General features: G+C 72.8%; 20 protein-coding genes, 1 tRNA gene and 1 pseudogene. 16 read left to right on the forward strand and 6 right to left on the reverse strand.

The window, feature by feature from the left end:
* Positions 1–49 precede the first annotated feature (49 nt).
* Positions 50–547 (reverse strand): MarR family transcriptional regulator, encoded by a 498-nt coding sequence (locus tag ACIPSC_RS16830; protein ID WP_313765262.1) that lies wholly within the window; start codon positions 545–547, stop codon positions 50–52.
* Between the two features lie 111 nt (positions 548–658).
* Here ACIPSC_RS16830 and ACIPSC_RS16835 point away from each other — a divergent pair, with 111 nt between their 5' ends.
* The gene (locus tag ACIPSC_RS16835; protein ID WP_400826382.1) at positions 659–1,450 is read left to right on the forward strand and encodes a methyltransferase domain-containing protein; all 792 of its coding nucleotides are present in this window, start codon (positions 659–661) and stop codon (positions 1,448–1,450) included.
* 18 nt (positions 1,451–1,468) lie between these two features.
* On the opposite strand, the gene ACIPSC_RS16840 is transcribed toward ACIPSC_RS16835, so the two are convergent.
* Positions 1,469–2,071 carry a TetR/AcrR family transcriptional regulator gene (locus ACIPSC_RS16840; RefSeq protein ID WP_313765264.1) on the reverse strand — a complete coding sequence of 201 codons (603 nt, stop codon included), beginning with the start codon at positions 2,069–2,071 and terminating at the stop codon, positions 1,469–1,471.
* Between the two features lie 173 nt (positions 2,072–2,244).
* A complete protein-coding gene (locus ACIPSC_RS16845; RefSeq protein ID WP_400826383.1) occupies positions 2,245–3,216 on the reverse strand; it encodes an acyl-CoA desaturase in 972 nt (323 codons plus the stop codon).
* 176 nt (positions 3,217–3,392) lie between these two features.
* Here ACIPSC_RS16845 and ACIPSC_RS16850 point away from each other — a divergent pair, with 176 nt between their 5' ends.
* From ACIPSC_RS16850 to ACIPSC_RS16895, 10 genes and pseudogenes are all read left to right on the forward strand, one after another.
* On the forward strand, positions 3,393–4,064 hold the full coding sequence (locus tag ACIPSC_RS16850; RefSeq protein ID WP_400826384.1) for a hypothetical protein: 672 nt from the start codon (positions 3,393–3,395) through the stop codon (positions 4,062–4,064).
* 23 nt (positions 4,065–4,087) lie between these two features.
* Positions 4,088–4,162: transfer RNA gene (locus ACIPSC_RS16855), tRNA-Gln, on the forward strand.
* Positions 4,163–4,292: 130 nt separating this feature from the next.
* Positions 4,293–5,750: a bifunctional UDP-N-acetylglucosamine diphosphorylase/glucosamine-1-phosphate N-acetyltransferase GlmU gene (gene glmU, locus ACIPSC_RS16860; RefSeq protein ID WP_400826385.1), complete on the forward strand. Its 1,458-nt coding sequence runs from the start codon at positions 4,293–4,295 to the stop codon at positions 5,748–5,750.
* Positions 5,751–5,952: 202 nt separating this feature from the next.
* The gene (locus ACIPSC_RS16865; RefSeq protein WP_400826387.1) at positions 5,953–6,930 is read left to right on the forward strand and encodes a ribose-phosphate diphosphokinase; all 978 of its coding nucleotides are present in this window, start codon (positions 5,953–5,955) and stop codon (positions 6,928–6,930) included.
* Positions 6,931–7,209: 279 nt separating this feature from the next.
* On the forward strand, positions 7,210–7,800 hold the full coding sequence (locus tag ACIPSC_RS16870; protein ID WP_395294632.1) for a 50S ribosomal protein L25/general stress protein Ctc: 591 nt from the start codon (positions 7,210–7,212) through the stop codon (positions 7,798–7,800).
* Positions 7,801–7,906: 106 nt separating this feature from the next.
* The gene (gene pth / locus ACIPSC_RS16875; protein WP_400826389.1) at positions 7,907–8,488 is read left to right on the forward strand and encodes an aminoacyl-tRNA hydrolase; all 582 of its coding nucleotides are present in this window, start codon (positions 7,907–7,909) and stop codon (positions 8,486–8,488) included.
* Between the two features lie 49 nt (positions 8,489–8,537).
* A pseudogene (locus ACIPSC_RS16880) lies at positions 8,538–9,047 on the forward strand (ABC transporter ATP-binding protein); the annotation flags it as partial.
* A gap of 120 nt (positions 9,048–9,167) precedes the next feature.
* Complete coding sequence (locus tag ACIPSC_RS16885) at positions 9,168–9,512, forward strand: hypothetical protein (RefSeq protein ID WP_400826391.1); 345 nt, start codon at positions 9,168–9,170, stop codon at positions 9,510–9,512.
* Positions 9,513–9,613: 101 nt separating this feature from the next.
* Entirely contained in the window at positions 9,614–10,141 is a 528-nt protein-coding gene (locus ACIPSC_RS16890) for a SigE family RNA polymerase sigma factor (RefSeq protein ID WP_400826392.1), read from the forward strand.
* Entirely contained in the window at positions 10,128–11,309 is a 1,182-nt protein-coding gene (locus ACIPSC_RS16895; RefSeq protein WP_400826393.1) for a hypothetical protein, read from the forward strand. Before ACIPSC_RS16890 ends, ACIPSC_RS16895 begins: the two co-directional genes overlap by 14 nt.
* Positions 11,310–11,376: 67 nt before the next feature.
* On the opposite strand, the gene ppc is transcribed toward ACIPSC_RS16895, so the two are convergent.
* Positions 11,377–14,196 carry a phosphoenolpyruvate carboxylase gene (gene ppc / locus ACIPSC_RS16900; protein ID WP_400826395.1) on the reverse strand — a complete coding sequence of 940 codons (2,820 nt, stop codon included), beginning with the start codon at positions 14,194–14,196 and terminating at the stop codon, positions 11,377–11,379.
* Positions 14,197–14,458: 262 nt separating this feature from the next.
* Between ppc and ACIPSC_RS16905 the strand changes: the two genes are divergently transcribed.
* Entirely contained in the window at positions 14,459–15,727 is a 1,269-nt protein-coding gene (locus tag ACIPSC_RS16905; protein ID WP_400826396.1) for a sensor histidine kinase, read from the forward strand.
* A gap of 40 nt (positions 15,728–15,767) precedes the next feature.
* Here the strand turns inward: ACIPSC_RS16905 and ACIPSC_RS16910 are convergent, their stop codons facing one another.
* Positions 15,768–16,316, reverse strand: coding sequence for an SUKH-3 domain-containing protein (locus tag ACIPSC_RS16910; protein WP_400826459.1), 549 nt, complete (start codon positions 16,314–16,316; stop codon positions 15,768–15,770).
* 74 nt (positions 16,317–16,390) lie between these two features.
* Entirely contained in the window at positions 16,391–16,852 is a 462-nt protein-coding gene (locus tag ACIPSC_RS16915) for a YwqJ-related putative deaminase (RefSeq protein ID WP_400826397.1), read from the reverse strand.
* 371 nt (positions 16,853–17,223) lie between these two features.
* On the opposite strand from ACIPSC_RS16915, the gene ACIPSC_RS16920 reads away from it, so the two are divergent.
* Genes ACIPSC_RS16920 through ACIPSC_RS16935 form a run of 4 tightly spaced genes read left to right on the forward strand, consistent with a single transcriptional unit; the run spans position 17,224 to position 21,685 of the window.
* Positions 17,224–18,387 carry a Gfo/Idh/MocA family protein gene (locus ACIPSC_RS16920; RefSeq protein WP_400826398.1) on the forward strand — a complete coding sequence of 388 codons (1,164 nt, stop codon included), beginning with the start codon at positions 17,224–17,226 and terminating at the stop codon, positions 18,385–18,387.
* The gene (locus ACIPSC_RS16925) at positions 18,384–19,364 is read left to right on the forward strand and encodes an NAD-dependent epimerase/dehydratase family protein (RefSeq protein ID WP_400826399.1); all 981 of its coding nucleotides are present in this window, start codon (positions 18,384–18,386) and stop codon (positions 19,362–19,364) included. Before ACIPSC_RS16920 ends, ACIPSC_RS16925 begins: the two co-directional genes overlap by 4 nt.
* A gap of 35 nt (positions 19,365–19,399) precedes the next feature.
* On the forward strand, positions 19,400–20,560 hold the full coding sequence (locus tag ACIPSC_RS16930; protein ID WP_400826400.1) for a DegT/DnrJ/EryC1/StrS family aminotransferase: 1,161 nt from the start codon (positions 19,400–19,402) through the stop codon (positions 20,558–20,560).
* Between the two features lie 12 nt (positions 20,561–20,572).
* Positions 20,573–21,685 carry a DegT/DnrJ/EryC1/StrS family aminotransferase gene (locus ACIPSC_RS16935; protein WP_400826401.1) on the forward strand — a complete coding sequence of 371 codons (1,113 nt, stop codon included), beginning with the start codon at positions 20,573–20,575 and terminating at the stop codon, positions 21,683–21,685.
* Positions 21,686–21,750: the final 65 nt, after the last annotated feature.

Here is a 21,750-nt window from a genome sequence, read left to right on the forward strand (position 1 = left end):
GCCGGCCGGTCCGGGGTGCCGGCGCCCGCGCCGCCCCGGGCGCCGTGGATCAGCCCGGGATGTTGTCGAAAGGGGCGACCAGCAGCCGGAGCAGCCCGGCGAGCTCGCCCTGCTGGACGGCGGTGAGCTGGGCGAGCAGCTCGCGCTCGTGCGCGAGCAGGCCGGCGAGCGCCTGGTCCGCCCGGTCGCGGCCGTCGTCCGTCAGCCGGACCAGCACGCCGCGCCGGTCGTCCGGATCGGGCAGCCGCTTGACCAGGCCCTTGCCGGTGAGGCGGTCGATCCGGTTGGTCATCGTGCCGGAGGTCACCAGGGTCTGGGTGAGCAACTGGCCGGGGGAGAGCTGGTACGGGGTGCCGGCCCGGCGCAGCGCCGTCAGCACGTCGAACTCCCAGGGCTCCAGACCGTGCTCGGCGAAGGCCGTCCGGCGGGCACGGTCGAGGTGCCGGGCGAGTCGGCTGACCCGGCTGAGCACCTCAAGCGGTTCCACGTCGAGGTCGGGGCGCTCTCGGCGCCATGCTGCGACCAGGCGGTCGACCTCGTCCTCCATGGCGATCAGTGTATCGGGGGTTGTGTCGATGTGAAGTCTCTTGACATCGAGAAATGTAACGTGGAAGGTGCGACCAGATATCTTGATGTCGAGATACATGCGAGGTGGACCATGAACACCCCCCACTGGGACCCCGAGCAGTACCTGCGCTTCGCCGACGAACGCACCCGCCCCCTGCACGACCTGCTCGCCCGCGTCCCCACCCTCCCCCACGAACCAGCCCCCACCGTCCTCGACATCGGCTGCGGCCCCGGCAACTCCACCACCGTCCTGCGCCAACGCTGGCCCCGGGCCCACCTCACCGGCATCGACAACTCCGCCGACATGCTCGCCACCGCACGCACCACCGGCGAACCCACCGCCGACTACCGGCTCGCCGACGCCAACACCTACGACCCCGCCGCCGCCCGACCCGACCTGATCGCCTCCAACGCAACCCTGCAATGGATCACCGGCCACCTCGACCTGCTGCCCCGCTGGGCCGCCGCACTCGAACCCGGCGGCGTCATCGCCTTCCAGGTCCCCGGCAACTTCGACTCACCCAGCCACACCACCCTCGCCGAACTCCGCCAAACCCCCCGCTGGCGCGACACCCTCGGCGACACCACCCGCGCCGGCGTCCACGACCCCGCCGACTACCTCCACGCACTCACCGCCGCCGGCTGCACCCCCGACGTCTGGGAAACCACCTACAGCACCCTGCTCACCGGCCCCGACCCGGTACTCGAATGGGTCAAGGGCACCGCACTGCGCCCCGTCCTCACCCGGCTCACCGACCCCACCGACCGGGCCGCCTTCCTCACCGAGTACCGCACCCTGCTCCACCAGGCCTACCCCGCCGGACCCCACGGCACCGTCTTCCCGTTCCGACGCATCTTCGCCGTCGGCGTCAAACAGGCCTGACACCCGGGGCCCCGGGCGCTACGACTTCCGATCCCCCACCAGCTTCGGATGCCGCTCCATCCCCTCCAGACCGTGCCACGCCAGATTCACCAGATGCGCCGCCACCTCCGCCTTCTCCGGCTTGCGCACCTCCAGCCACCACTGACCGGTCAGCGCCACCATCCCCACCAACATCTGCGAATACATCGGCGCCAACCGCGCATCGAACCCCCGGGCCTTGAACTCCAACCCCAGGATGTCCTCCACCTGCGTCGCGATGTCACTGATCAACGACGCAAACGTCCCAGTCGACTGCGCCACCGGCGAATCCCGCACCAGAATCCGGAACCCGTCCGTCGACGTGTCGATGTAATCCATCAACGCGAACGCCGCCTGCTCCAACAGCTCCCGGGAATGCCCCCCGGTCAACGCCCCCGTCACCATGTCCAACAGCAACTGCATCTCGCGGTCCACCACCACCGCGTACAACCCCTCCTTCCCCCCGAAGTGCTCGTACACCACCGGCTTCGACACCCCGGCCCGCTCGGCGATCTCCTCCACCGACGTCCCGTCGTAACCACGCTCCGCGAACACCGTCCGACCGATCTCCAGCAGCTGCTCCCGACGCTGCTTACCGGTCATCCGCACCCGGCTGCCCCGCCGGCGACCCCCCGACGCAGCCTCGCCCGCCGCCGTACCCGCACGCGGACGGTCCGGCGCCCCGTCGGGCGCCGCGTCCGTCCGCGTGCTCTCGTGGCCGCCTGTGCTCTGTGCGCTGCTCCCGTTCACCCCTACATCATGCTGCAGGCGCGCCCTCATGCGGCGCGGCGGGCGGCGATCCGCTGCGCGTCCGGCCAGCGGACGTCCCGGGCCCAGCCGGCCAGCTCGAACCAGCGGATCAGCCGGGCCGAGGAGTCGACCTGCCCGCGCAGCACACCGTGCCGGGCCGAGGTCGGGTCCGCGTGGTGCAGGTTGTGCCAGGACTCGCCGCAGGAGAGCACGGCCAGCCACCAGACGTTGCCCGAGCGGTCCCGCGAACGGAACGGGCGCGCGCCCACCGCGTGGCAGATCGAGTTGATCGACCAGGTGACGTGGTGCAGCAGCGCCACCCGGACCAGCGAGCCCCAGAAGAACGCGGTGAGCGCCCCCTGCCAAGACATCGTGATCAGACCGCCCACCAGCGGCGGCAGCAGCATCGAGAGCATGGTCCAGAGCCAGAACAGCCGGGAGATCACCCTTATGGCCGGGTCGCGCACCAGGTCCGGCGCGTACTTCAGCTGGGGCGTCTGCTCCTCGTCGAAGAGCCAGCCCATGTGCGCCCACCACAGGCCCTTGAGCAGCGCCGGGACGGTCTCGCCGTAGCGCCACGGCGAGTGCGGGTCGCCGTCCTTGTCGCTGAACCGGTGGTGCTTGCGGTGGTCGGCCACCCAGCGGACCAGCGGGCCCTCGATCGCCAGCGAGCCGGCCACCGCGAGCGCCAGCCGCAGCGGGCGGTTGGCCTTGAAGGCGCCGTGGGTGAAGTAGCGGTGGTAGCCGATCGTGATGCCGTGGCAGGTGAGGAAGTACATGACGGTCGCGATCGCGAGGTCCGTCCACCCCAGCCCCCACCCCCAGGCCACCGGCACGGCGGCGACCAGGGCGGCGAAGGGTACGGCGATGAAGAGCCCGAGCGCGATCCGCTCGGCGAGCCCCTGCCGCTCCCCGCCGCGGGTGGCGGAGAGCAGGGTCGGGGCGGGATCGATGGGGAGCGCGGTGTCGGCGCGCGCCTCGCCGGCCTGGATGGTCATGAGAATCCCTTGAGGGAGGGGAGAGAGGTTACGTGAGCGTAACCTACGGCATCGTAGGTTCTGCCCGGTCGCCAGGGGAATACGCCGCTGCCCGGCGCTTGAGTGAATTCACCCGACCGGATGGATGAAGGGCGGATTCGCCCCGTGTCCGGACCACTCGCACACAGAATCGCCGCATGCGAGCCAAGACCGAGCAGCGCGAAGCCGCCCGCCGCCTCCGGGCCCAGGGCCGGACGTACGACGAGATCCAGGCGGAGCTGGGGGTCTCGAAGAGCTCGATATCCCTGTGGGTGCGGGACCTGCCGGCGCCCACTTCGCGTCGAGAGAGGACGCGAAAGGCCGCTGAGGCTCGCTGGGGGCCACTGCGTAAGAAGCGGGAAGAGGAGCGCCAAGCCGTGAAGGCAAAGTCGAAGGCGGAGATCGGTCCGATGAGCGACAGGGATGTCTTCCTCGTGGGTGTCGCGCTCTACTGGGCGGAGGGGGCGAAGGACAAGCAGTATGCGCGGCGTGAGCGGGTCCGATTCATCAACAGCGACCCTCAGGTGATCCGGCTCTATCTTGCGTGGCTGCGGCTGCTCGGTGTCCCGCCCGAGCGGTGGCGGTTGCGGGTGGCGATCCACGAGACGGCGGACGTGGCCGCGGCGGAGTGCTATTGGGCGGAGATCGCGGGCGTGCCGGTGGAGCTCTTTCAGCGCGCCACGCTCAAGCGTCACAACCCGAAGACGGCCCGGAAGAACACAGGATCGGACTACAGAGGCTGCTTGTCTGTCAACGTCCTCGACAGCGCGGACCTCTACCGTCGGATTGAAGGTTGGTGGTCCGGCATAGTGGTGGAGACGCAGCGCTGAAACCCGTAGTGTGTGCTTGGCCATCCCCGGTTGCTCTGCTGGCACGGGCGCCCAGACTTTGAATCTGGTCTTCGCAGGTTCGATTCCTGCCCGGGGAGCTTCACGTCTGAGCGAACCTGATCGGGCCGTTTTCCCAGCGCAGCTATCCTCTAGGCGCCAGGGCGTAGACGTGCGGATCCGCTCCCCGGCTGCTCTGCCCTCCTGTGAACCGACTGAGGAGCCTCCCCCGTGAGTGCCAATTCGCCTGCTGCCGTTGTCGTGCTTGCCGCCGGTGGCGGGACCAGGATGAAGTCGAACAGCCTGCCCAAGGTGCTGCACGAGGTGTGCGGGCGTTCCCTGGTGGGGCATGCGGTGGCGGCGGCCGAGGAACTGACGCCGGAGCAGCTGGTCGTGGTCGTCGGCCACATGCGGGAGAAGGTGGAGGCGCACCTGGCGGCGCTCTACCCGGCTGCCCGCGCGGTGGTGCAGGTGGAGCAGAAGGGCACCGGGCACGCGGTGCGGACGGCGCTGGAGACGCTGGCCGCCGACGGTGTGGAGCTGGACGGGACGGTGATCGTCACCACCGGGGATGCGCCGCTGCTGACGGGGGCGACGCTGGCCGCGCTGGCGGAGGCGCATGCCGGGCAGGGCAACGGTGTGACCGTGCTGACCGCCGTGGTGCCGGACCCGTTCGGTTACGGCCGGATCCTGCGGGACGGTGTGGACGGCGCGGTGTCGGCGATCGTGGAGGAGAAGGACGCCTCGGACGCCCAGCGGGAGATCGCCGAGATCAACTCCGGGGTGTTCGCGTTCGACGCGAAGCTGCTGGCCGAGGCGCTGGCGCGGGTCACCACCGACAACGTGCAGGGTGAGGAGTACCTCACTGACACGCTGGAGATCCTGCGGACGGCCGGTCACCGGGTCGGTGCGGTGGTGGCGGCGGACTACCGGGACATCCTGGGGATCAACGACCGGGTGCAGCTCGCGCAGGCCCGGCGGCTGCTCAACGACCGCCTGCTGGAGCGGGCGATGCGTGCGGGTGTCACGGTGGTGGACCCGGCGACGACCTGGTTCGACGTGCAGGTCTCCTACGAGCCGGACGCCGTCGTGCTGCCGAACACCCAGCTGCAGGGCCGCACCCACCTGGGCGAGGGCTGCGAGGTCGGCCCGAACTCCACGCTCACGGACACCCGGGTGGGTGCCGGCGCGCGTGTGAGCAACACCACGGCGGACCGTGCCGAGGTGGGCGAGCTGGCCACCGCCGGCCCGTACGCGTACCTGCGGCCGGGGGCGAAGCTGGCCCGCAAGGCGAAGGTGGGCACCTACGTGGAGATCAAGAACTCGGAGCTGGGTGAGGGTGCCAAGGTGCCGCACCTCTCCTACATCGGTGACGCCACGATCGGCGAGGGCACCAACATCGGTGCGGCGTCGGTGACGGTGAACTACGACGGTGTGAACAAGCACCGCACGGTGATCGGGGCGCACTGCCGCACGGGTTCGGACAACATGTTCATCGCGCCGGTGACGGTGGGTGACGGCGCTTACACGGCGGCCGGCTCGGTGATCACCTCGGACGTTGCGCCGGGCGCACTGGGCGTGGCCCGGGCGCAGCAGCGCAACATTCCGGGTTGGGTGGAGCGCAAGCGTCCGGGTTCGGCATCGGCGCAGGCTGCGGCTGCTGCCGGGGAGGCGGCGGGGGAGGCCTGATCGGGCTGGGTGGGGGTCCGAGGGGCGGTACCGGGGCGGACGGTTTCTGCGCGGGCGCGTAACCTTGGGGACATACGTGCGCCATTGGGCTTACCGCCCGTGTCCAGGCGTACCGACATTCCCCCGACCCCTATCGCGTGCGGGCTCGTGCCTGTCTGCGGTGCGGACGGGTTCAGCGTCAGCAACGCGAGGAGACGGTGCAGTGAGCGGGATCACGACGTCGGGTGAGAAGAAGCTGAAGCTCTTCTCCGGCCGTGCCCACCCGGAGCTGGCGAGGGAGGTGGCTGCGGCGCTGGAGACCGAGCTGGTTCCGACCAAGGCCCTGGACTTCGCCAACGGGGAGATCTACGTCCGCTTCCTGGAGTCGGCGCGTGGCGCGGACTGCTTCGTGATGCAGAGCCACACGGCTCCCATCAACCAGTGGATCATGGAGCAGTTGATCATGATCGATGCTCTGAAGCGGGCTTCCGCGCGGAGCATCACCGCGATCCTGCCGTTCTACGGCTATGCCCGTCAGGACAAGAAGCACCTGGGTCGCGAGCCGATCTCGGCCCGTCTGGTCGCCGATCTGCTGCGTCAGGCGGGTGCGGACCGGCTGATGGCGGTGGATCTGCACACGGCGCAGATCCAGGGTTTCTTCGACGGTCCGGTGGACCACCTGTTCGCACTGCCGCTGCTGGCGGACTACGTGGGTGAGAAGGTCGACCGGTCGAAGCTGACGATCGTCTCGCCGGATGCCGGCCGGGTGAAGGTGGCCGACCAGTGGTGCGACCGTCTGGATGCGCCGCTGGCGATCATCCACAAGCGTCGTGACATGACGCAGGCCAACACGATCCTGTCGGCCGAGGTCGTCGGTGACGTCCGGGGCCGGGTCTGCGTGCTGGTCGACGACATGATCGACACTGCCGGCACGATCTGCGCCGCGGCGGACGCGCTGTTCGAGAACGGTGCTGCGGACGTTCTGGTGGCGGCCACCCACGGGGTGCTCTCCGGCCCGGCTGCGGACCGTCTGAAGAACTCGCGGGTGAGTGAGTTCGTGTTCACCAACACGCTGCCGACTCCGGCGCAGCTCCAGCTGGACAAGATCACCACGCTCTCCATCGCCCCGTCGATCGCGGCTGCGATCCGCGAGGTGTTCGAGGAGGGCTCGGTGACGAGCCTGTTCGAGGGTGTGCACTGACGAAGCCCCGCGTCGGCGGCCCCGGTCCTCGGTGGACCGGGGCCGCCGTCGATTTCGCGGGAGGCGCCGGGTGCGGTTAGACTCGTGAAACTGCTCGGCGAGGGATGCCGTGTGCCTGTTCGCGGGTGCGCGCTCCGTGATCGACGCGCTGCCGATGCCGGCTTCCGGTCATCTGCAGAGGTCGTACGCCGCCGAGTGACCCCCGAATGTTCTGAGGGTGTGGTCCCGGCGGTTTTTCGTTGTCTGCACCCCCGCGCCAGTCTTCCGAGGAGTGCAGTCGTGTCCGAGATCCGCCTTGCCGCTGAGACCCGTTCCGAGTTCGGCAAGGGTGCCGCCCGTCGCGCCCGCCGTGCCGGTTTCGTCCCCGGTGTCGTCTACGGTCACGGCCACGCGCCGGTTCACCTGAACCTGCCCGGCCACGACCTGATGATGGCCCTGAAGACCCCGAACGCCCTGCTGGTCGTGCCGATCGACGGCAAGGACGAGTACGTGCTGCCGAAGGCCGTCCAGCGTGAGGCCATCAAGCGCACCATCGAGCACGTCGACCTGCTGCTGGTCAAGCGTGGCGAGAAGGTCACCGTCGAGGTTCCGGTCCACACCGAGGGCGAGCTGGCCCCGGGCGGCAACCTGCTGGAGCACGTCCTGCAGGCCCTGCCGATCGAGGCCGAGGCCACCCACCTGCCCGAGGCCGTGACCGTCTCGGTCGAGGGCCTGGAGGCCGGTGCCTCGATCCACGCCAAGGACATCACCCTGCCGTCCGGCGTCACCCTGGCCGTCGAGGCCGACGCCGTCGTGCTGCAGGTCATCGCCGCCCAGGCCGCTCCGGTCGAGGAGGAGGCCGCCGAGGCCGAGGCCGGCGCCGAGGCCTGAGCCTTCCGCACAGCCTGACCGCTGCCCCGGTCGCTCCCGTCGGAGCGCCCGGGGCAGTGGTGTGTCCGGGAAGATGGCGGTGAACGTGACCACGAGGAGCGGCGGGATGAGCGAGAACGCGTACGAGGGCCCCTGGCTGGTGGTGGGCCTGGGCAACCCGGGTGAGCAGTACGCCCGGAACCGGCACAACATCGGGTTCATGGTGGTGGACCTGCTGGCCCAGCGGATGGGCGCGAAGTTCAAGGCGCACAAGAGCCGGGCCCAGGTGGCCGAGGGGCGGCTGTCGGGGCGGCGGGTGGTGCTGGCGAAGCCGATGTCGTTCATGAACCTCTCCGGCGGCCCGGTGACGGCGCTGCGGGACTTCTACAAGGTCCCGGCCTCGGCGGTGGTGGCGGTCCACGACGAGCTGGACATCGACTACGCGGCGCTGCGGCTGAAGCTGGGCGGCGGGGACAACGGTCACAACGGCCTGAAGTCCATCACCAAGTCGCTCGGCCCGGAGTACCACCGGGTGCGCTGCGGGATCGGCCGGCCGCCGGGCCGGATGGAGGTCGCGGACTTCGTCCTGAAGGACTTCTCCGGGACGGAGCGCAAGGAGCTGGACTGGTTCGTGGACCGGTCCGCCGATGCGGTGGAGGCGCTGCTGTCGGAGGGGCTGGAGCGGGCGCAGGGGACGTACAACTCCTGACCGCCCCTGAGCTGATCCGGCGTCAGTTCCTGGGTTCCGCCGGGGGTGCAGCGGTACGTACGAGCTCGACGGCATCGACACCGGGGTGCTCTGCGAGGCGGACCGCAGTGCGCTGCGCGGCAGCCGGATCGGTTTCGTCCTCCAGTCCTTCCATCTGCTGCCGTACCGGTCGGCCGAGGAGAACGTGATGCTCGGCCTGCTCTACCACCGGGCGGCGCGGTCCGGGCGGCGGGAGGCTGCGCGGCGGGTCCTGGAGCGGGTGGGGCTCGGGCACCGGACCGGGGCGTTGCCGGCGCGGATGTCCGGGGGTGAGCGGCAGCGGGTGGCGATCGCCCGGGCGTTGGTGAACGCGCCGTCGCTGCTGCTCTGTGACGAGCCGACCGGCAACCTGGACTCGGTGACGGCCGGGCGGGTGCTGGAGCTCTTCGAGGAGCTGAATGCGGGCGGGTTGAGCCTGTTGGTGATCACGCACGATCGCGAGGTCGCGGCCCGGGCCCGGCGCACGGTCGGCATCCGCGACGGGCGTCTGTTCGACGGGGTGGCGGGCGTCGGCCTTTAGGGCGGTGTGTCGCACAACAGTCGTACAACGCTTGGGCGGTCAAACCTGAATGTGTGTGAGAAACCTGTGCCGATCGGATAGCGTCGACCGGGTACGCGAACGGGTCCTGGGGAGTTCTCGATGCGCAGTTTTCGTCCGGTCCGGCGCCTTCGGCGGATCCGGGTGGTTCGGCTGAAGCAGCTCGGACGGCGGGTCGGCACGGCCGGCGCGCTGGGCACCGCCGGAGCGCTGGGTGCGGCCGGGGTGCTGCTCTCCGGCGGCGGTGTGGCCCATGCGGAGAGCGTCGCGGAGCCCGATCCGGGTGTGGTGTCCCCGGAGCCGGCGGCGGCGCAGTTCGGTCCGGTGCTCGGTGGTTCGGTCGGGGGCGACGCCGGTCTGCTGGCCGTCGGTGGCGGCCTGGTCGTGGCGGCGGGCGGTGCGGCCCTGTGGGTGAAGCGCCGCCGGGCGGGCGATGTAGGCGAATGACGAGGTCCGGAGGGGCCGGGTCCGGGGTTCCGGGCGCCGGCCCCTCCGGCATTTCTCCGTGCGGTGTCATCCGTTTCCGGCGGCCCGTGCGTCCTGGGGGCATGAAGCGCGAATCGATGCGGTCGGAGGGCGCCGGCGGCGACCCGTTCGACGAGTTCGTCGCGGCCCGGTACCCGGCGCTGCTGCGCGGTGCCTTCCTGATCACGGGGGACGTCCACGACGCCCGGGACCTGCTGCACGACGCCCTGGCGCGGGTCTATCCGAAACGGTCGGTGATCCGGGACCCGGCGGCGACCGAGGGTTACGTACGCCGGGCGATGGTGCGTACCCATGTCTCGCGGTGGCGGCGGACCCGGCGGGAGGTGCTGACCGCGGTGCTCCCGGACGGCCCGGCGGCGGGCCCGGAGAACGAGCGGGACGAGCAGCTGGCGGCGGCGCTGCGGGTGCTGCCGCCGCGGCAGCGGGCGGCCGTGGTGCTGCGGTACTACGTCGACCTCCCGGTGGCGCGGGTCGCCGAGGAGCTCGGTTGTTCGCAGGCGACGGCGAAGACCCATCTGGCGCGTGCGTTGAAGACGCTCCGGCAGGAGCTGGCACCGGCGAGGGAGATGGTGGGCCATGGCGGTCGATGACACGGACGGGTTCGAGGAGGAGCTGGTCGTCCGGCTCGGTGAGCAGGCGGAGGCGGTGAGCGGCGCCGCCGCGCCGCTGGCCGAGCTGCGGCGGGCCGGTGAGCGGCGCGCCCGGCGGACGGTGGCGGTGCGGGTCGCGGCCGGTGCGGCGGTCCTGGCGGTGGGCGTCGGCGGGCTGTCCCAGCTCGGCGGTGGTGGCGGCGCGGGGGCGGGTCTGGCTCCGGCCGGTGTGGCGTCGTCCGGCCCGGGGTCGACGGATCCGTTCGGGTCGGAGGACGGGCCGGTGTTGGCCTGTACGCAGGGGCCGACCTCACTGCGGACGCCGGGGTGGGTCGGGCCGTCGAGCGGTCCTTCGGGTGGTCCGTCGGGGGCGCCGTCGTCCGGCTTCCCGTCAACGGGCGTGCCGTCGTCGGGCATCACGTCAACGGGCTTCCCGTCGTCCGGCATCACATCCTCGGGGCCGGGCGGTGCGCCGTCGCCCGGTGGGCCCTTCACGGGGTGGCCGTCCGCGGGCTCGTCCTCGTCCGGCGGGCCCTTCACCGGGGTGCCGTCCAGCACCGGGGTGCCGTCCACCGGGGCGCCGGCGACCTGGACGGGGCTGCCGGTCCCGACCCATTCGTCCGCCTCGACCGGCCCGTCCGGCAGGCCGGCCACCGGGAGCCCGACCGGGAGCCCCACCGGAGGCCCGACCGGCAGTCCGACGGGCGGTGCGCCGTCCTCCGGCCTGCCCTCCCCGTCCGCCTCCGCGGGCGGCGGCGGCCTGCTGGACACCCCGGCGGGCCGGGCGGCCGTGGAGATCAGGACGCTGGCCTCGCAGCGCTACCCGGACCAGTACTTCGGCGTCTGCGTGGACCCCGGGGCCGGCACGGTCCACGTGCTGCGGGTGCCGGGCGGCGGCTTCGACCAGGCGGTGCGGGACGGCGTCCGGACCGCGCCGGTGACGGTGGCCTTCCGGGACGCGGCCGGCTCGCGCCGCCAGGCGCGGGAGGTACTGCAGCGGATCACCGCGGACGCGGAGTACTGGCGGGGGCGCGGGCAGCAGCTGTTCGGGACGCTGGCCGGGGACGGCGCCGGGGTGATGGTCTACGTCACCGACGCGGCGAAGGCCAGGGACGAGGTGGTGGCCCGGTACGGACCGCTGGTCGCCGAGGTGCGCCAGCTCGGCTGACGCGGAACGGAACGGCAGGGCCCCGCGGCACGCGTGCCGCGGGGCCCTGTGGTGTTCCGGGCGCCGGTCAGCCGGTGTTGCGCAGGCCGGCCGCGATGCCGTTGACGGTCAGCAGCAGCGCGCGGGCGCGCAGCGGGTCCTCGTGCCGGCCGGCCTCGACCTCCTCGCGCTGGCGGCGCAGCAGCGCCACCTGGAGGTAGGAGATCGGGTCGAGGTAGGCGTCGCGGACGGTGAAGGTCTGCTTGAGCACCGGGTTGTGCTCCAGCAGTTCGCTCTCGCCGGTGAGCCGGAGCACCTCGCGCAGCGTGAGCTCGTGCTCGGCGGTGATCTGGTCGAAGACGTGGTGCAGGTCGGCGGGCACCAGCTGCTCGACGTAGTGGCGGGCGATCCGCAGGTCGGTCTTGGCCAGCGTCATGGCGACGTTGGACAGGAAGTTGCGGAAGAAGTGCCACTGGCCGTACATCTCGTCCAGCACGTCGCCGAGGCCGGCCGCGCGGGCGGCGGCGAGGCCGGAGCCGACGCCGTACCAGCCGGGCACGATCTGGCGGGACTGGGTCCAGCCGAAGACCCACGGGATGGCCCGCAGGCCGTCGAGGCCGGCGCCGGAGTCCGGGCGGCGGGACGGGCGGGAGCCCAGGTGGAGCGAGGCGAGCTGGTCGACCGGGGTGGCGGCGAAGAAGTACTTCGGCAGGTCGTCCTGCTCGACCAGGGCGCGGTAGGAGTCGTGGGCGGCGGCGGAGACCCGGTCCATCGCGGCGTCCCAGCGGGCCAGCTCCTCGGGTGCCTGGCGCGGGGCGGTGTGCAGCGCGGAGGCGGCCAGGGTGGCCGAGATGGTGAGCTCCAGGTTCTCCCGGGCCAGCGAGGGCAGCAGGTACTTGTCGGAGATGACCTCGCCCTGCTCGGTGACCTTGATCTCGCCCTCCAGGGTGCCCCAGGGCTGGGCCAGGATGGCCTCGTGGGAGGGGCCGCCGCCGCGGCCGACGGTGCCGCCGCGGCCGTGGAAGAGGCGCAGCCGGATGCCGTACCGGTGGGCGACGTCGCGCAGTCGGCGCTGGGCGCGGTGGATCTCCCACTGGGAGGTGGTGATGCCGCCGAACTTGGAGGAGTCGGAGTAGCCGAGCATGACCTCCTGGACGTCGCCGCGCAGCGAGACGAGCAGTCGGTAGGAGGGGTCGGAGAGCATTTCGTCGAGGATGCGGTCGGCCTTCTGGAGTTCCTCGGTGGTCTCCAGCAGTGGCACGATGCCGATCTTGGCGATGCCGGCGTGCAGGTCGATCAGGCCGGCTTCGCGGGCCAGGACGGTGGCGGCGAAGACGTCGTCGGCGCCCTGGCACATGGAGATGATGTAGCTCTCGACGATCTCGTCGCCGAACCGCTCCAGGCCTTCGCGGATGGTGCTGAAGACGCCGAGGGTCTTGGTGCCGGCGGCGTCGAGCGGGGCCGGGGTGGGGGCGAGCGGGCGGCGGGAGCGCAGTTCCTTGGCGAGCAGCCGCTGCCGGTACTCGCGCGGCATGTCGGCGTAGCGCCAGGCCTCTTCGCCGAGGCGGTCGAAGAGCTGGCCGAGGGCGTGGTGGTGGGCTTCGGCGTGTTCGCGGACGTCCATGGTGGCGAGCTGGAGGCCGAACGCCTCGACGGTGCGGATGGCGCGGGCGAGGCGGCCGTCGGCGATCAGTTCGCCGCGGTGGGCGCGCAGCGAGTCCTGGATCAGCCGGAGGTCGGCGATCAGTTCGCGGGTGCCGCGGTAGTCGCGGCCCTCGACGTGCGGGGTGCCGTGGGCGAGGCGTTCGCGGGTGTTCTCCAGCTTGAGCCGGACGCAGGTGGCCTTGAGGCGGTAGGGCTCCTCGGCGTTCATCCGCTTGTAGCGGGGGCTGAGTTCGGGGAGCACGTGCAGGTCGTTGTTGAGCGAGGCGAGCAGTTCGACGGAGGCGCCGGCCAGTCGCTCGGAGGTGGAGAGCGAGTTGCGGAGGTCGTCGACGGCGGCGAGGGCGTCCTTGATGCCGTACTCGTGCTGGAGGTTGAGGACGTCCCAGGTGACCTGCGGGGTGACGTTGGGGTTGCCGTCGCGGTCGCCGCCGATCCAGGTGCCGAAGGTGAGCGGGCGGACGCCGTCGGGCAGGGCGAGGCCGACCCGGGCGAGTTCCTCGTGCAGCTCCTCCAGGACCTCGGGGACGGCCTCGCGGTAGAGCTCGTCGAGGTAGTAGACGGCGTTGCGGGCCTCGTCGGTGGGCTCGGGGCGGGCGATCCGCAGTTCGTCGGTCTGCCAGAGCAGGTCGATCACCTCGGCGAGGCGGCGGTCGGCCTGGCGCTGGAGGGAGGTGCGCCGGGCGGCGGCCCGGTCGGGGGTGCCGGGGGTGCCGGCGGTGGCGAGGCCGGAGGCGATCTGCTCGCGGTGGATGCGGTCGAGGAGTTCGCCGACGCGGCGGAGCTTGTTGAGGACGCTGCGGCGGGCGGCCTCGGTGGGGTGGGCGGTGAAGACGGGGCGGACCGAGAGGTGGGCCAGGGTGTCTTCGAGGTGCTTGGGGTCGGCCTCGGCCAGCTGGTCGGCGGTCTGGGCGAGGAGCGAGCCCTCGCGGGCCCGGCGGGTGGCGAACTCGCGGCCGCGGTGCACCTGCTCGGTGACGTTGGCGAGGTGGAAGTAGGTGGAGAAGGCGCGGACCAGCTTGGCGGCGGTCTCCAGGTCGATGTCGGAGAGCAGTTCGGCGGTGGCCTCGCCGTCGGTGCGGCTGAGGAGCCGGACCTGTTCGACCAGGCCCAGCAGCTGGGGGCCCTCCTGACGGACCAGCGTCTCGCCGAGCAGGTCGCCGAGGCGTCGGATGTCCGCGCGCAGGGCGGCGTTGTCGGCGACGGGCGTGGGGCTGTCCGCCGGGGTGGGGACCGGAGCGGTCACGGCTGGCTCCCTGTGGTGGTGGGGTTCGGCAACGGCTCATCGCCACAGTTCAGTGCGCGTGTGGCGCCTGTGACGCGTGCGGACCGCGCTGTCCGACGCGACCCAGCATAGGTGTCGGGACGGGTCGTGTCCGCGAGGTGGCCGGATGCCGGACAAGATCACTGTCAAGCTTTGTGTGGTCTGGACCACTTGCCCGTCCGCCGGGGTGTACGGGGGGAACCGGGTGGGGAAGGGGGAGGGTTCGCGCTTAGGCTGTGGGGCTATGAGCAAGTCGCCTGGGGAGCGCATGCGGGGTCGGTCGTTCTGGTGGTGGGAGCGTCGGCGCAGCGCTCTCCTGGACATCGGCCTGGCCGCGCTGGCGGCGCTGGAGTGTGCGGCGAGCGGGGTGGCCTTCCTGGCGCCCCGGGTCCACCTCCCCCCGCTCGCGATCGCCGGGGTCGCGCTGTTCGGCGCGCTCGCGGGCGCCAGCCTGGTGCTGCGCAGGCGCTGGCCCGCGGTGCCGGTGCTGGTGGCGCTGGTGGCGATGCCCGGGATGCTCGGGGTGGTGCTGCTGGTGGTCTCGCTCTACACGCTGGCGGAGACCTGGGAGTGGCCGTCGCGGCGGCGCCGGGTGGTGGCGCTCTCGGCGCTGGCCTTCGCCGAGGCGGTCGGCGTGATGATGGTGACGATCCTGTCGCCGGGCGAGTCGTCGGTGGAGCAGCCGCCGCTGTGGGGCCAGATCCTGCTGGCGGTGCTGGTGGCCGTCGGTCTGACCGTGCCGCCGGTGGTGACGGGGCTCTACGTGGGAGCACGGCGCAGGCTGATCGAGTCGCTCAAGGACCGCGCGCACGGTCTGGAGACCGAGCTGGACCTGCTGGCCGAGCAGGCCCGCGAGCGGGCCCGCCGGGCCCGGCTGGAGGAGCGGACCCGGATCGCCCGGGAGATGCACGACGTGGTGGCGCACCGGGTGTCGCTGATGGTGGTGCACGCCGGGGCGTTGGAGCGGATCGTGGTCAAGGATCCGGAGAAGGCGGCACAGAGCGCCAAGCTGATGGGTGAGGTCGGCCGGCAGGCGCTGAACGAGCTGCGCGAGATCCTCGGGGTGCTGCGGATGTCGGACGAGACGGCGCCGGAGCCGGATTCGCTGGCCGGCCTGCCCCGGCTGGTGGACCAGTCCCGGGCGGCGGGGATGGCGGTGACGCTCACCGTCAGTGGCAGCCGTCAGGAGTTCACCACCGAGGCCGAGCAGACCGCGTACCGGGTGGTGCAGGAGGGGCTGACCAACGCGCACAAGCACGCCGGCGGTGCGGAGGTCTCCGTCCTGCTGGCGTACGCGCCCAACGGTGTGCGGGTGAGCGTGGTGAACGCCTGTCCGGGCGGTGAGCGGAGTGCGGCGGCGCTGCCCAGCGGGGGCAACGGGCTGGTGGGCATGCGGGAGCGGGTGGTGGCGCTGGGCGGCACCTTCTCGTCCGGGCCGGAGCGGGACGGCGGGTTCCGGGTGGAGGCCGTGCTGCCGTCCCGGCTGGCGGTCCGCGCCGACCGGCTGGTCTGAGCCCGGGGCGCGCGCCGGCCCCGGCGGGTCGGGGCGGCCGTCAGACCTCGTCGGCGGTGCGCAGCCGCTCGGGGGCGGTACCGAGTACGAGCGCGGTGATCGCCTGGTCGATGCCGTGGCCGAGGAACCACTCGCCGGTGTGGTCCAGGCTGTGGACCCGGCCCTCCTCGTCGATGGCGAGCAGCGCCTGCCCGTACGCCTCCTCGCCGAGCGGGGCGAGCCGGGTGTCCAGGGCGCGGCCGAGGTCGGCCAGGGTGCGCGGCTGGTGCAGCCCGCAGAGCGGGTCGATCAGGAACGGGGTGCGGGCCAGCTGGCGCCCCGGGCCGGCGAGGTCGAAGGAGAGCCCGCCGAACTCGGCCCAGGCCTCCACCGCCGCCGGGAACACCGAGTGCGCCACGCCGGTCGGGCTGCCGTGGCCCACCAGGGTGTCGGCCCATTCCTCGGCCTGCCGGATCTCCCACCGGCCGGGGTGCCAGCCGGCGGCCTTGAGCTCGGCGGCGACGTCGGCGGGGAAGCGCGGGCGGGTGCGGACGGCCGGGCCGCCGAGCGTGGTCGGAGGGGGCGGCGGGGGAGGGCTGGGCGGATTCAGGACGGGCTCCGGTGGTTCGGGAACAGGGGGCGTACGGGGGCGCGTGGTCGGCGCGGGCTGGTCGGGCCGCGCGGTCAGCGCCCGGTCGGACCGACCGCGACGCTCTGCACGGTGAAGTGCTCCAGCATCGGTATGCACGAACGGCAGGGCGGGGCGTGGGTGCCGTGCGCCGGGTCGTGCTCCTCACGGATCCGAATGGTGGTCAACCGGGAGCCCTTGAGGGCCTTGCGGGCCTCGTTCAGGCTCATCGGCTTGCGGGAGGCGCGCTTCGAGCGTCTGCCGTCGACCGTGGCCAGGTACTGGGAGAGCAGCACGGCCTCCGGGCAGCGGCCGGTGAAGCGTTCGCGGTGCTCCAGCGGCAGTGCGTCCAGGAACTCCCCGACCAGCGGGTGCAGTGCGGGCCGGCGGGCGGACTTGTCGCCGGCCAGGGTGTGCACCTCGCCGTGCTTCAGCGACAGGGCGGCGGCGACGGCGGGCAGCAGGCTGTCGCGGTGGTGGCGCAGCAGGGGAGTGCCGGGCTGGTCTTCGGTGGTCATGCGTCGTCCTCCTCCTGTGTCTCTGTGCCGGTGGCGCGGCTGACGGGGGTCAGTCCGGGGCAAGCCTGTCAAATGTCACCGACATTCGCACAACCGGGGTGCGGCGGTCGCCGATCGGCCGGGCGGGCACGGCGTGTTGGCCGGATCCGCACGCCATCGTCACGACTCGTCCCCGGGTTTCCCGAATCCGCCCCCGGTCGGTGGCGGTGGCCGGTAGCGTTCCAGCAGCGGTGCGAGGGGCGGCCGACCGGTCGGGGGGTTTCCGGCGTGGCATGACAACTCCTTTGCCTGCGATGGCCGTTGAGGCTTCCGGGGTGAGGGGTCCGGGGTGCCCGGCGGCCGAGTCGACGACGAGCAAGGGGGGTCTTGCGATGACGGAGACGGAAACCGCCAACGAGGCGCCCGGCGAGCACGTGCCCACGCCGGGAGCACCGCCCCAGCCCACGCCCGCGCACCCGATCGGGATCGCCGTGGTCGGGGCCGGCTACTGGGGCCCGAACCTGGTCCGCAACGCGCAACTGACGCCGGCGCTGCGCCTGCACTGGCTCTGCGACCTGGACGAGAGCCGGTCCCGCCGGGTGCTGGGGGAGTACAGCACCGTGCGGTCCACCACCGCCTTCGAGCAGGTGCTGGCCGACGAACGGGTCGGTGCGGTGGCCGTGGCCACGCCCGCGGCGGCGCACTACCGGCTGGTCCGCGCCGCCCTGGAGGCCGGCAAGCACGTCCTGGTGGAGAAGCCGATCACCACCTCGGCCGAGCAGGCCGCCGACCTGGTGGCGCTCGCCGAGGCGCGCGGGCTGGTGCTGATGTGCGACCACACCTTCTGCTACACGCCGGTGGTGCGCCGGATCCGCGAGCTGGTGCACGGCGGGGAGATCGGCGACGTCCAGTTCTTCGACTCGGTCCGGATCAACCTCGGGCTGGTCCAGCCCGACGTCGACGTGCTCTGGGACCTCGCCCCGCACGACCTGTCGATCCTCGACTTCGTGCTGCCGCCGGGCGTCGAGCCGGTCGGGGTCTCCGCCCAGGGGGCCGACCCGATCGGCGCCGGGCGGGCCTGCGTGGCGTACCTGACGGTCCGGCTGAGCAACGGCGCGCTGGCGCACTGCCACGTCAACTGGCTCTCCCCGACCAAGGTCCGCACCACGCTGATCGGCGGCTCGCGGCGCACGCTGGTCTGGGACGACCTCAACCCGCAGGCCCGGCTGGCGGTGCACGACCGCGGGGTGGACCTCACCCCGCCCGACGAGCTCACCGACGCGATCCGCCACCAGGCGCTGATCTCCTACCGGGTGGGCGAGATGGTGGCGCCCGCGCTGGTGGAGCAGGAGGCGCTGCGCAACGTGATGGCCGAGTTCGCCGCCGCGATCACCGAGGGCCGGGCGCCGCTCACCGACGGCCGGTCCGGGCTGCGGGTGCTGCAGCTGCTGGAGGCGGCCTCGCTCAGCCTCGAACTCGGCGGCGCCACCGTCCCGGTGGGCGCCGCTCCGGTCGACGAACTGTCCGAAGCTCAGGAAAGGGCCGCGACGCGGTGAACGCTGTACAGATCGAGGGCTCCCGCTGCCTGGTCACCGGCGGGGCCGGCACCATCGGCTCCACCGTGGTCGACCAGCTGATCGGGGCGGGCGCCCGCGAAGTGGTCGTCCTCGACAACTTCGTCCGCGGACGGCGGGCCAACCTGGCGCACGCCGAGGAGACCGCCGGGCCCGGCCGGCTGCGCGTGGTCGACGGCGACATCCGCGACCGTGCGCTCCTGCGCGAGCTGCTGGAGCCCGGCACCGACCTGCTCTTCCACCTGGCCGCGATCCGGATCACCCAGTGCGCCACCGAGCCCCGGCTGGCCCTGGAGGTGCTGGTCGACGGCACCTTCGACGTGGTCGAGGCCGCCGCCGAGACCGGCGTCCGCAAGGTGGTCGCCTCCTCCAGCGCCTCCGTCTACGGCCTCGCCGACGTCTTCCCGACGCCGGAGACCCAGCACCCCTACAACAACGACACCCTCTACGGGGCCGCGAAGGCCTTCAACGAGGGCCTCCTGCGCAGCTTCCACGCGATGTCCGGGCTGGACTACGTCGCGCTGCGGTACTTCAACGTGTACGGGCCCCGGATGGACGTGCACGGCAAGTACACCGAGGTGTTCATCCGCTGGATGGAGCGGATCGCCGCCGGGGAGCCGCCGCTGATCTTCGGCGACGGCGCGCAGACCATGGACTTCGTCTACACCGAGGACATCGCCCGGGCCAACCTGCTGGCCGCCGCCGCGCCCGTCACCGACCGGGTCTACAACATCGCCAGCTCCACCGAGGTCTCGCTGCGCGGCCTGGCCGACGCGCTGCTCGGCGCGATGGACCGCCCCGACCTGGACGTCGAGCACGGCCCGGCCCGGGGCACCGCCGGCGGCGTGGTCCGCCGGGTGGCGGACATCTCCGCCGCCGAGCGCGACCTCGGCTGGAAGCCCGAGCTGGGCCTCGACGAGGGCCTGCGCCGGCTGGTCGCCTGGTGGCGCGAGCAGTGAACCCCCCTTCCCGTCCGGCAGTTCGGAGCAGAGCCGTGTCCAGCACCGCCCCCGCGGCGCCCGTGATCCCCGTCATGCTGCCCTGGCTCGGCGAGGAGGAGGCCACAGCGGCCGCCGAGGCCGTCCGCTCCGGCTGGGTGGCCCAGGGCCCCCGGGTGGCCGCGTTCGAGCGGGCCTTCGCCGAGCACCTCGGGGTGCCGCACGCCGTCGCCGTCTCCTCCTGCACCACCGCGCTGCACCTGGCGCTGATCGGGGCCGGGGTCGGGCCGGGCGACGAGGTGGTGGTGCCCTCCCTCTCCTTCGTGGCCACCGCCAACGCCGTCACCTACGTCGGCGCCGTCCCGGTCTTCGCCGACGTCGACCCGGCCACCGGCAACCTCACCGCCGCCACCGTCGAACCGCTGCTCACCGCGCGGACGAAGGCCGTCGTCGCCGTCGACCAGGGAGGCGTGCCGGTCGACCTGGACGGCATCCGGGCGCTGGCCGAACCGCGCGGCGCCACCGTGGTCGAGGACGCCGCGTGCGGCGCCGGCTCGGTGTACCGGGGCCGGCCGGTGGGCGCCACGGCGGCGGTCGCCGCCTACTCCTTCCACCCGCGCAAGGTGCTCACCACCGGCGAGGGCGGCATGGTCACCTGCCGGGACGGCGAACTCGCCGCCCGGCTGCGGCGGCTGCGCGAGCACGGGATGAGCGTCTCGGCCGCCGACCGGCACGCCACCGCCGGCGGCGGGGCCGGCGTGCTGGAGACGTACGACGAGATCGGCTTCAACTACCGGATGACCGACATCCAGGCCGCGGTCGGCCTGGTGCAGCTGGGCAAGCTGCCGGCCATGGTCGCCCGGCGGCGGGAGCTCGCCGCGCGCTACCGCGAGCTGCTCGCCGGCACCGGCGCCCGCCTGGTCGCCGACCCGGAGCACGGCACCACCAACTACCAGTCCTGCTGGCTGCTGCTGCCGGACGGCGCCCCCGACCGCGGGGCGGTGCTCGCCGCGCTGGCCGAAGCCGGCGTCTCCGCCCGGCGCGGCATCATGGCCGCCCACCTGGAGGCCCCGTACAAGGGCACCGCCCGGGTGCCGCTGCCCGCCACCGAGCTGCTCACCCGCCGCTCGCTGATCCTGCCGCTCTACCACGCCCTCACCGAGGAGCAGCAGGACCGCGTGGCCGGCGCCCTCCTCGACGCCCTCCGCCGCAGCTGAAGGGAACCAGGGATGACCACCGACACGACCGTCCCGCTCGTCGACCTCGGGGCCGCGCACGCCGAGGTGGAGGCCGAGGTCCGGGCCGGCTTCGACCGGGTGCTCGCCACCGGCGGCTACATCCGCGGCCCGGAGGCGGCCGGCTTCGAGGAGGAGTACGCGGCCTTCTCCGGCACCCGCCACTGCGTCGGCGCCGCCAACGGGACCGACGCCCTCGAACTGGCCCTGCGCGCCCTGGACCTGCCGCCCGGCGGCGGGGTGGTGCTGCCCGCCAACACCTTCGTCGCCACCGCCGAGGCCGTGGTCCGGGCCGGGCTGCGCCCGGTCCTGGTCGACGCCGACGACGACCACCTGCTGATCGACCCGGCCCGGGTGGCGGACGTGCTGCCGCAGGCCGCGGCGCTGCTCCCGGTCCACCTCAACGGCCAGCTCGCCCCGATGGCGGCGCTGCTGGAGCTGGCCGGCGACCGGCCCGTGGTGGAGGACGCCGCGCAGTCCCAGGGCGCCCGCCAGTACGGCCGGGCCCTGTACGGCCGGATCGCCGCGACCAGCTTCTACCCCGGCAAGAACCTGGGCGCCTACGGCGACGCGGGCGCCGTCACCACCGACGACGACGGGCTGGCCGCGGCGGTCCGGCTGACCGGCGACCACGGCTCGGAGCGCAAGTACGTGCACGAGCGGTTCGGCTTCAACTCCCGGCTGGACGCGCTCCAGGCCGTGGTGCTGCGGGCCAAGCTGCGCCGGCTGCCCGCCTGGAACGGGGCCCGCCGGGCCGCCGCCGAGCGCTACCACCGGCTGCTGGCCGGGTTCGACGGCGTCACCCTGCCGCGGACCGCGCCCGGCAACGAGCACGTCTGGCACCTGTACGCGGTGCGGATCGGCCCCGGCCGGGACCGCGACGCCGTCCTGGCCGCGCTCCAGGAGGCCGGCATCGGCGCCGGCATCCACTACCCCGTGCCGGTCCACCTGCAACCGGCGTTCCGTCACCTCGGCCACGGCGAGGGCGCGTTCCCGGTCGCCGAGCGGGCCGCCCGGGAGCTGCTCACCCTGCCGCTCTTCCCGCAGATCACCGCGGCCCAGCAGGAGCGCGTCGCCGAGGCCCTGGCCAAGGCGCTCGCCTCCTGACCCCCGCCGCGGTCCCGGTCCCCCGGGCGGGGGTCCGGGGCCGGGGCCGACCCCCTACGCTGGTA

The organism is Kitasatospora sp. NPDC090091, from assembly GCF_044747365.1.
Taxonomy (GTDB): domain Bacteria; phylum Actinomycetota; class Actinomycetes; order Streptomycetales; family Streptomycetaceae; genus Kitasatospora.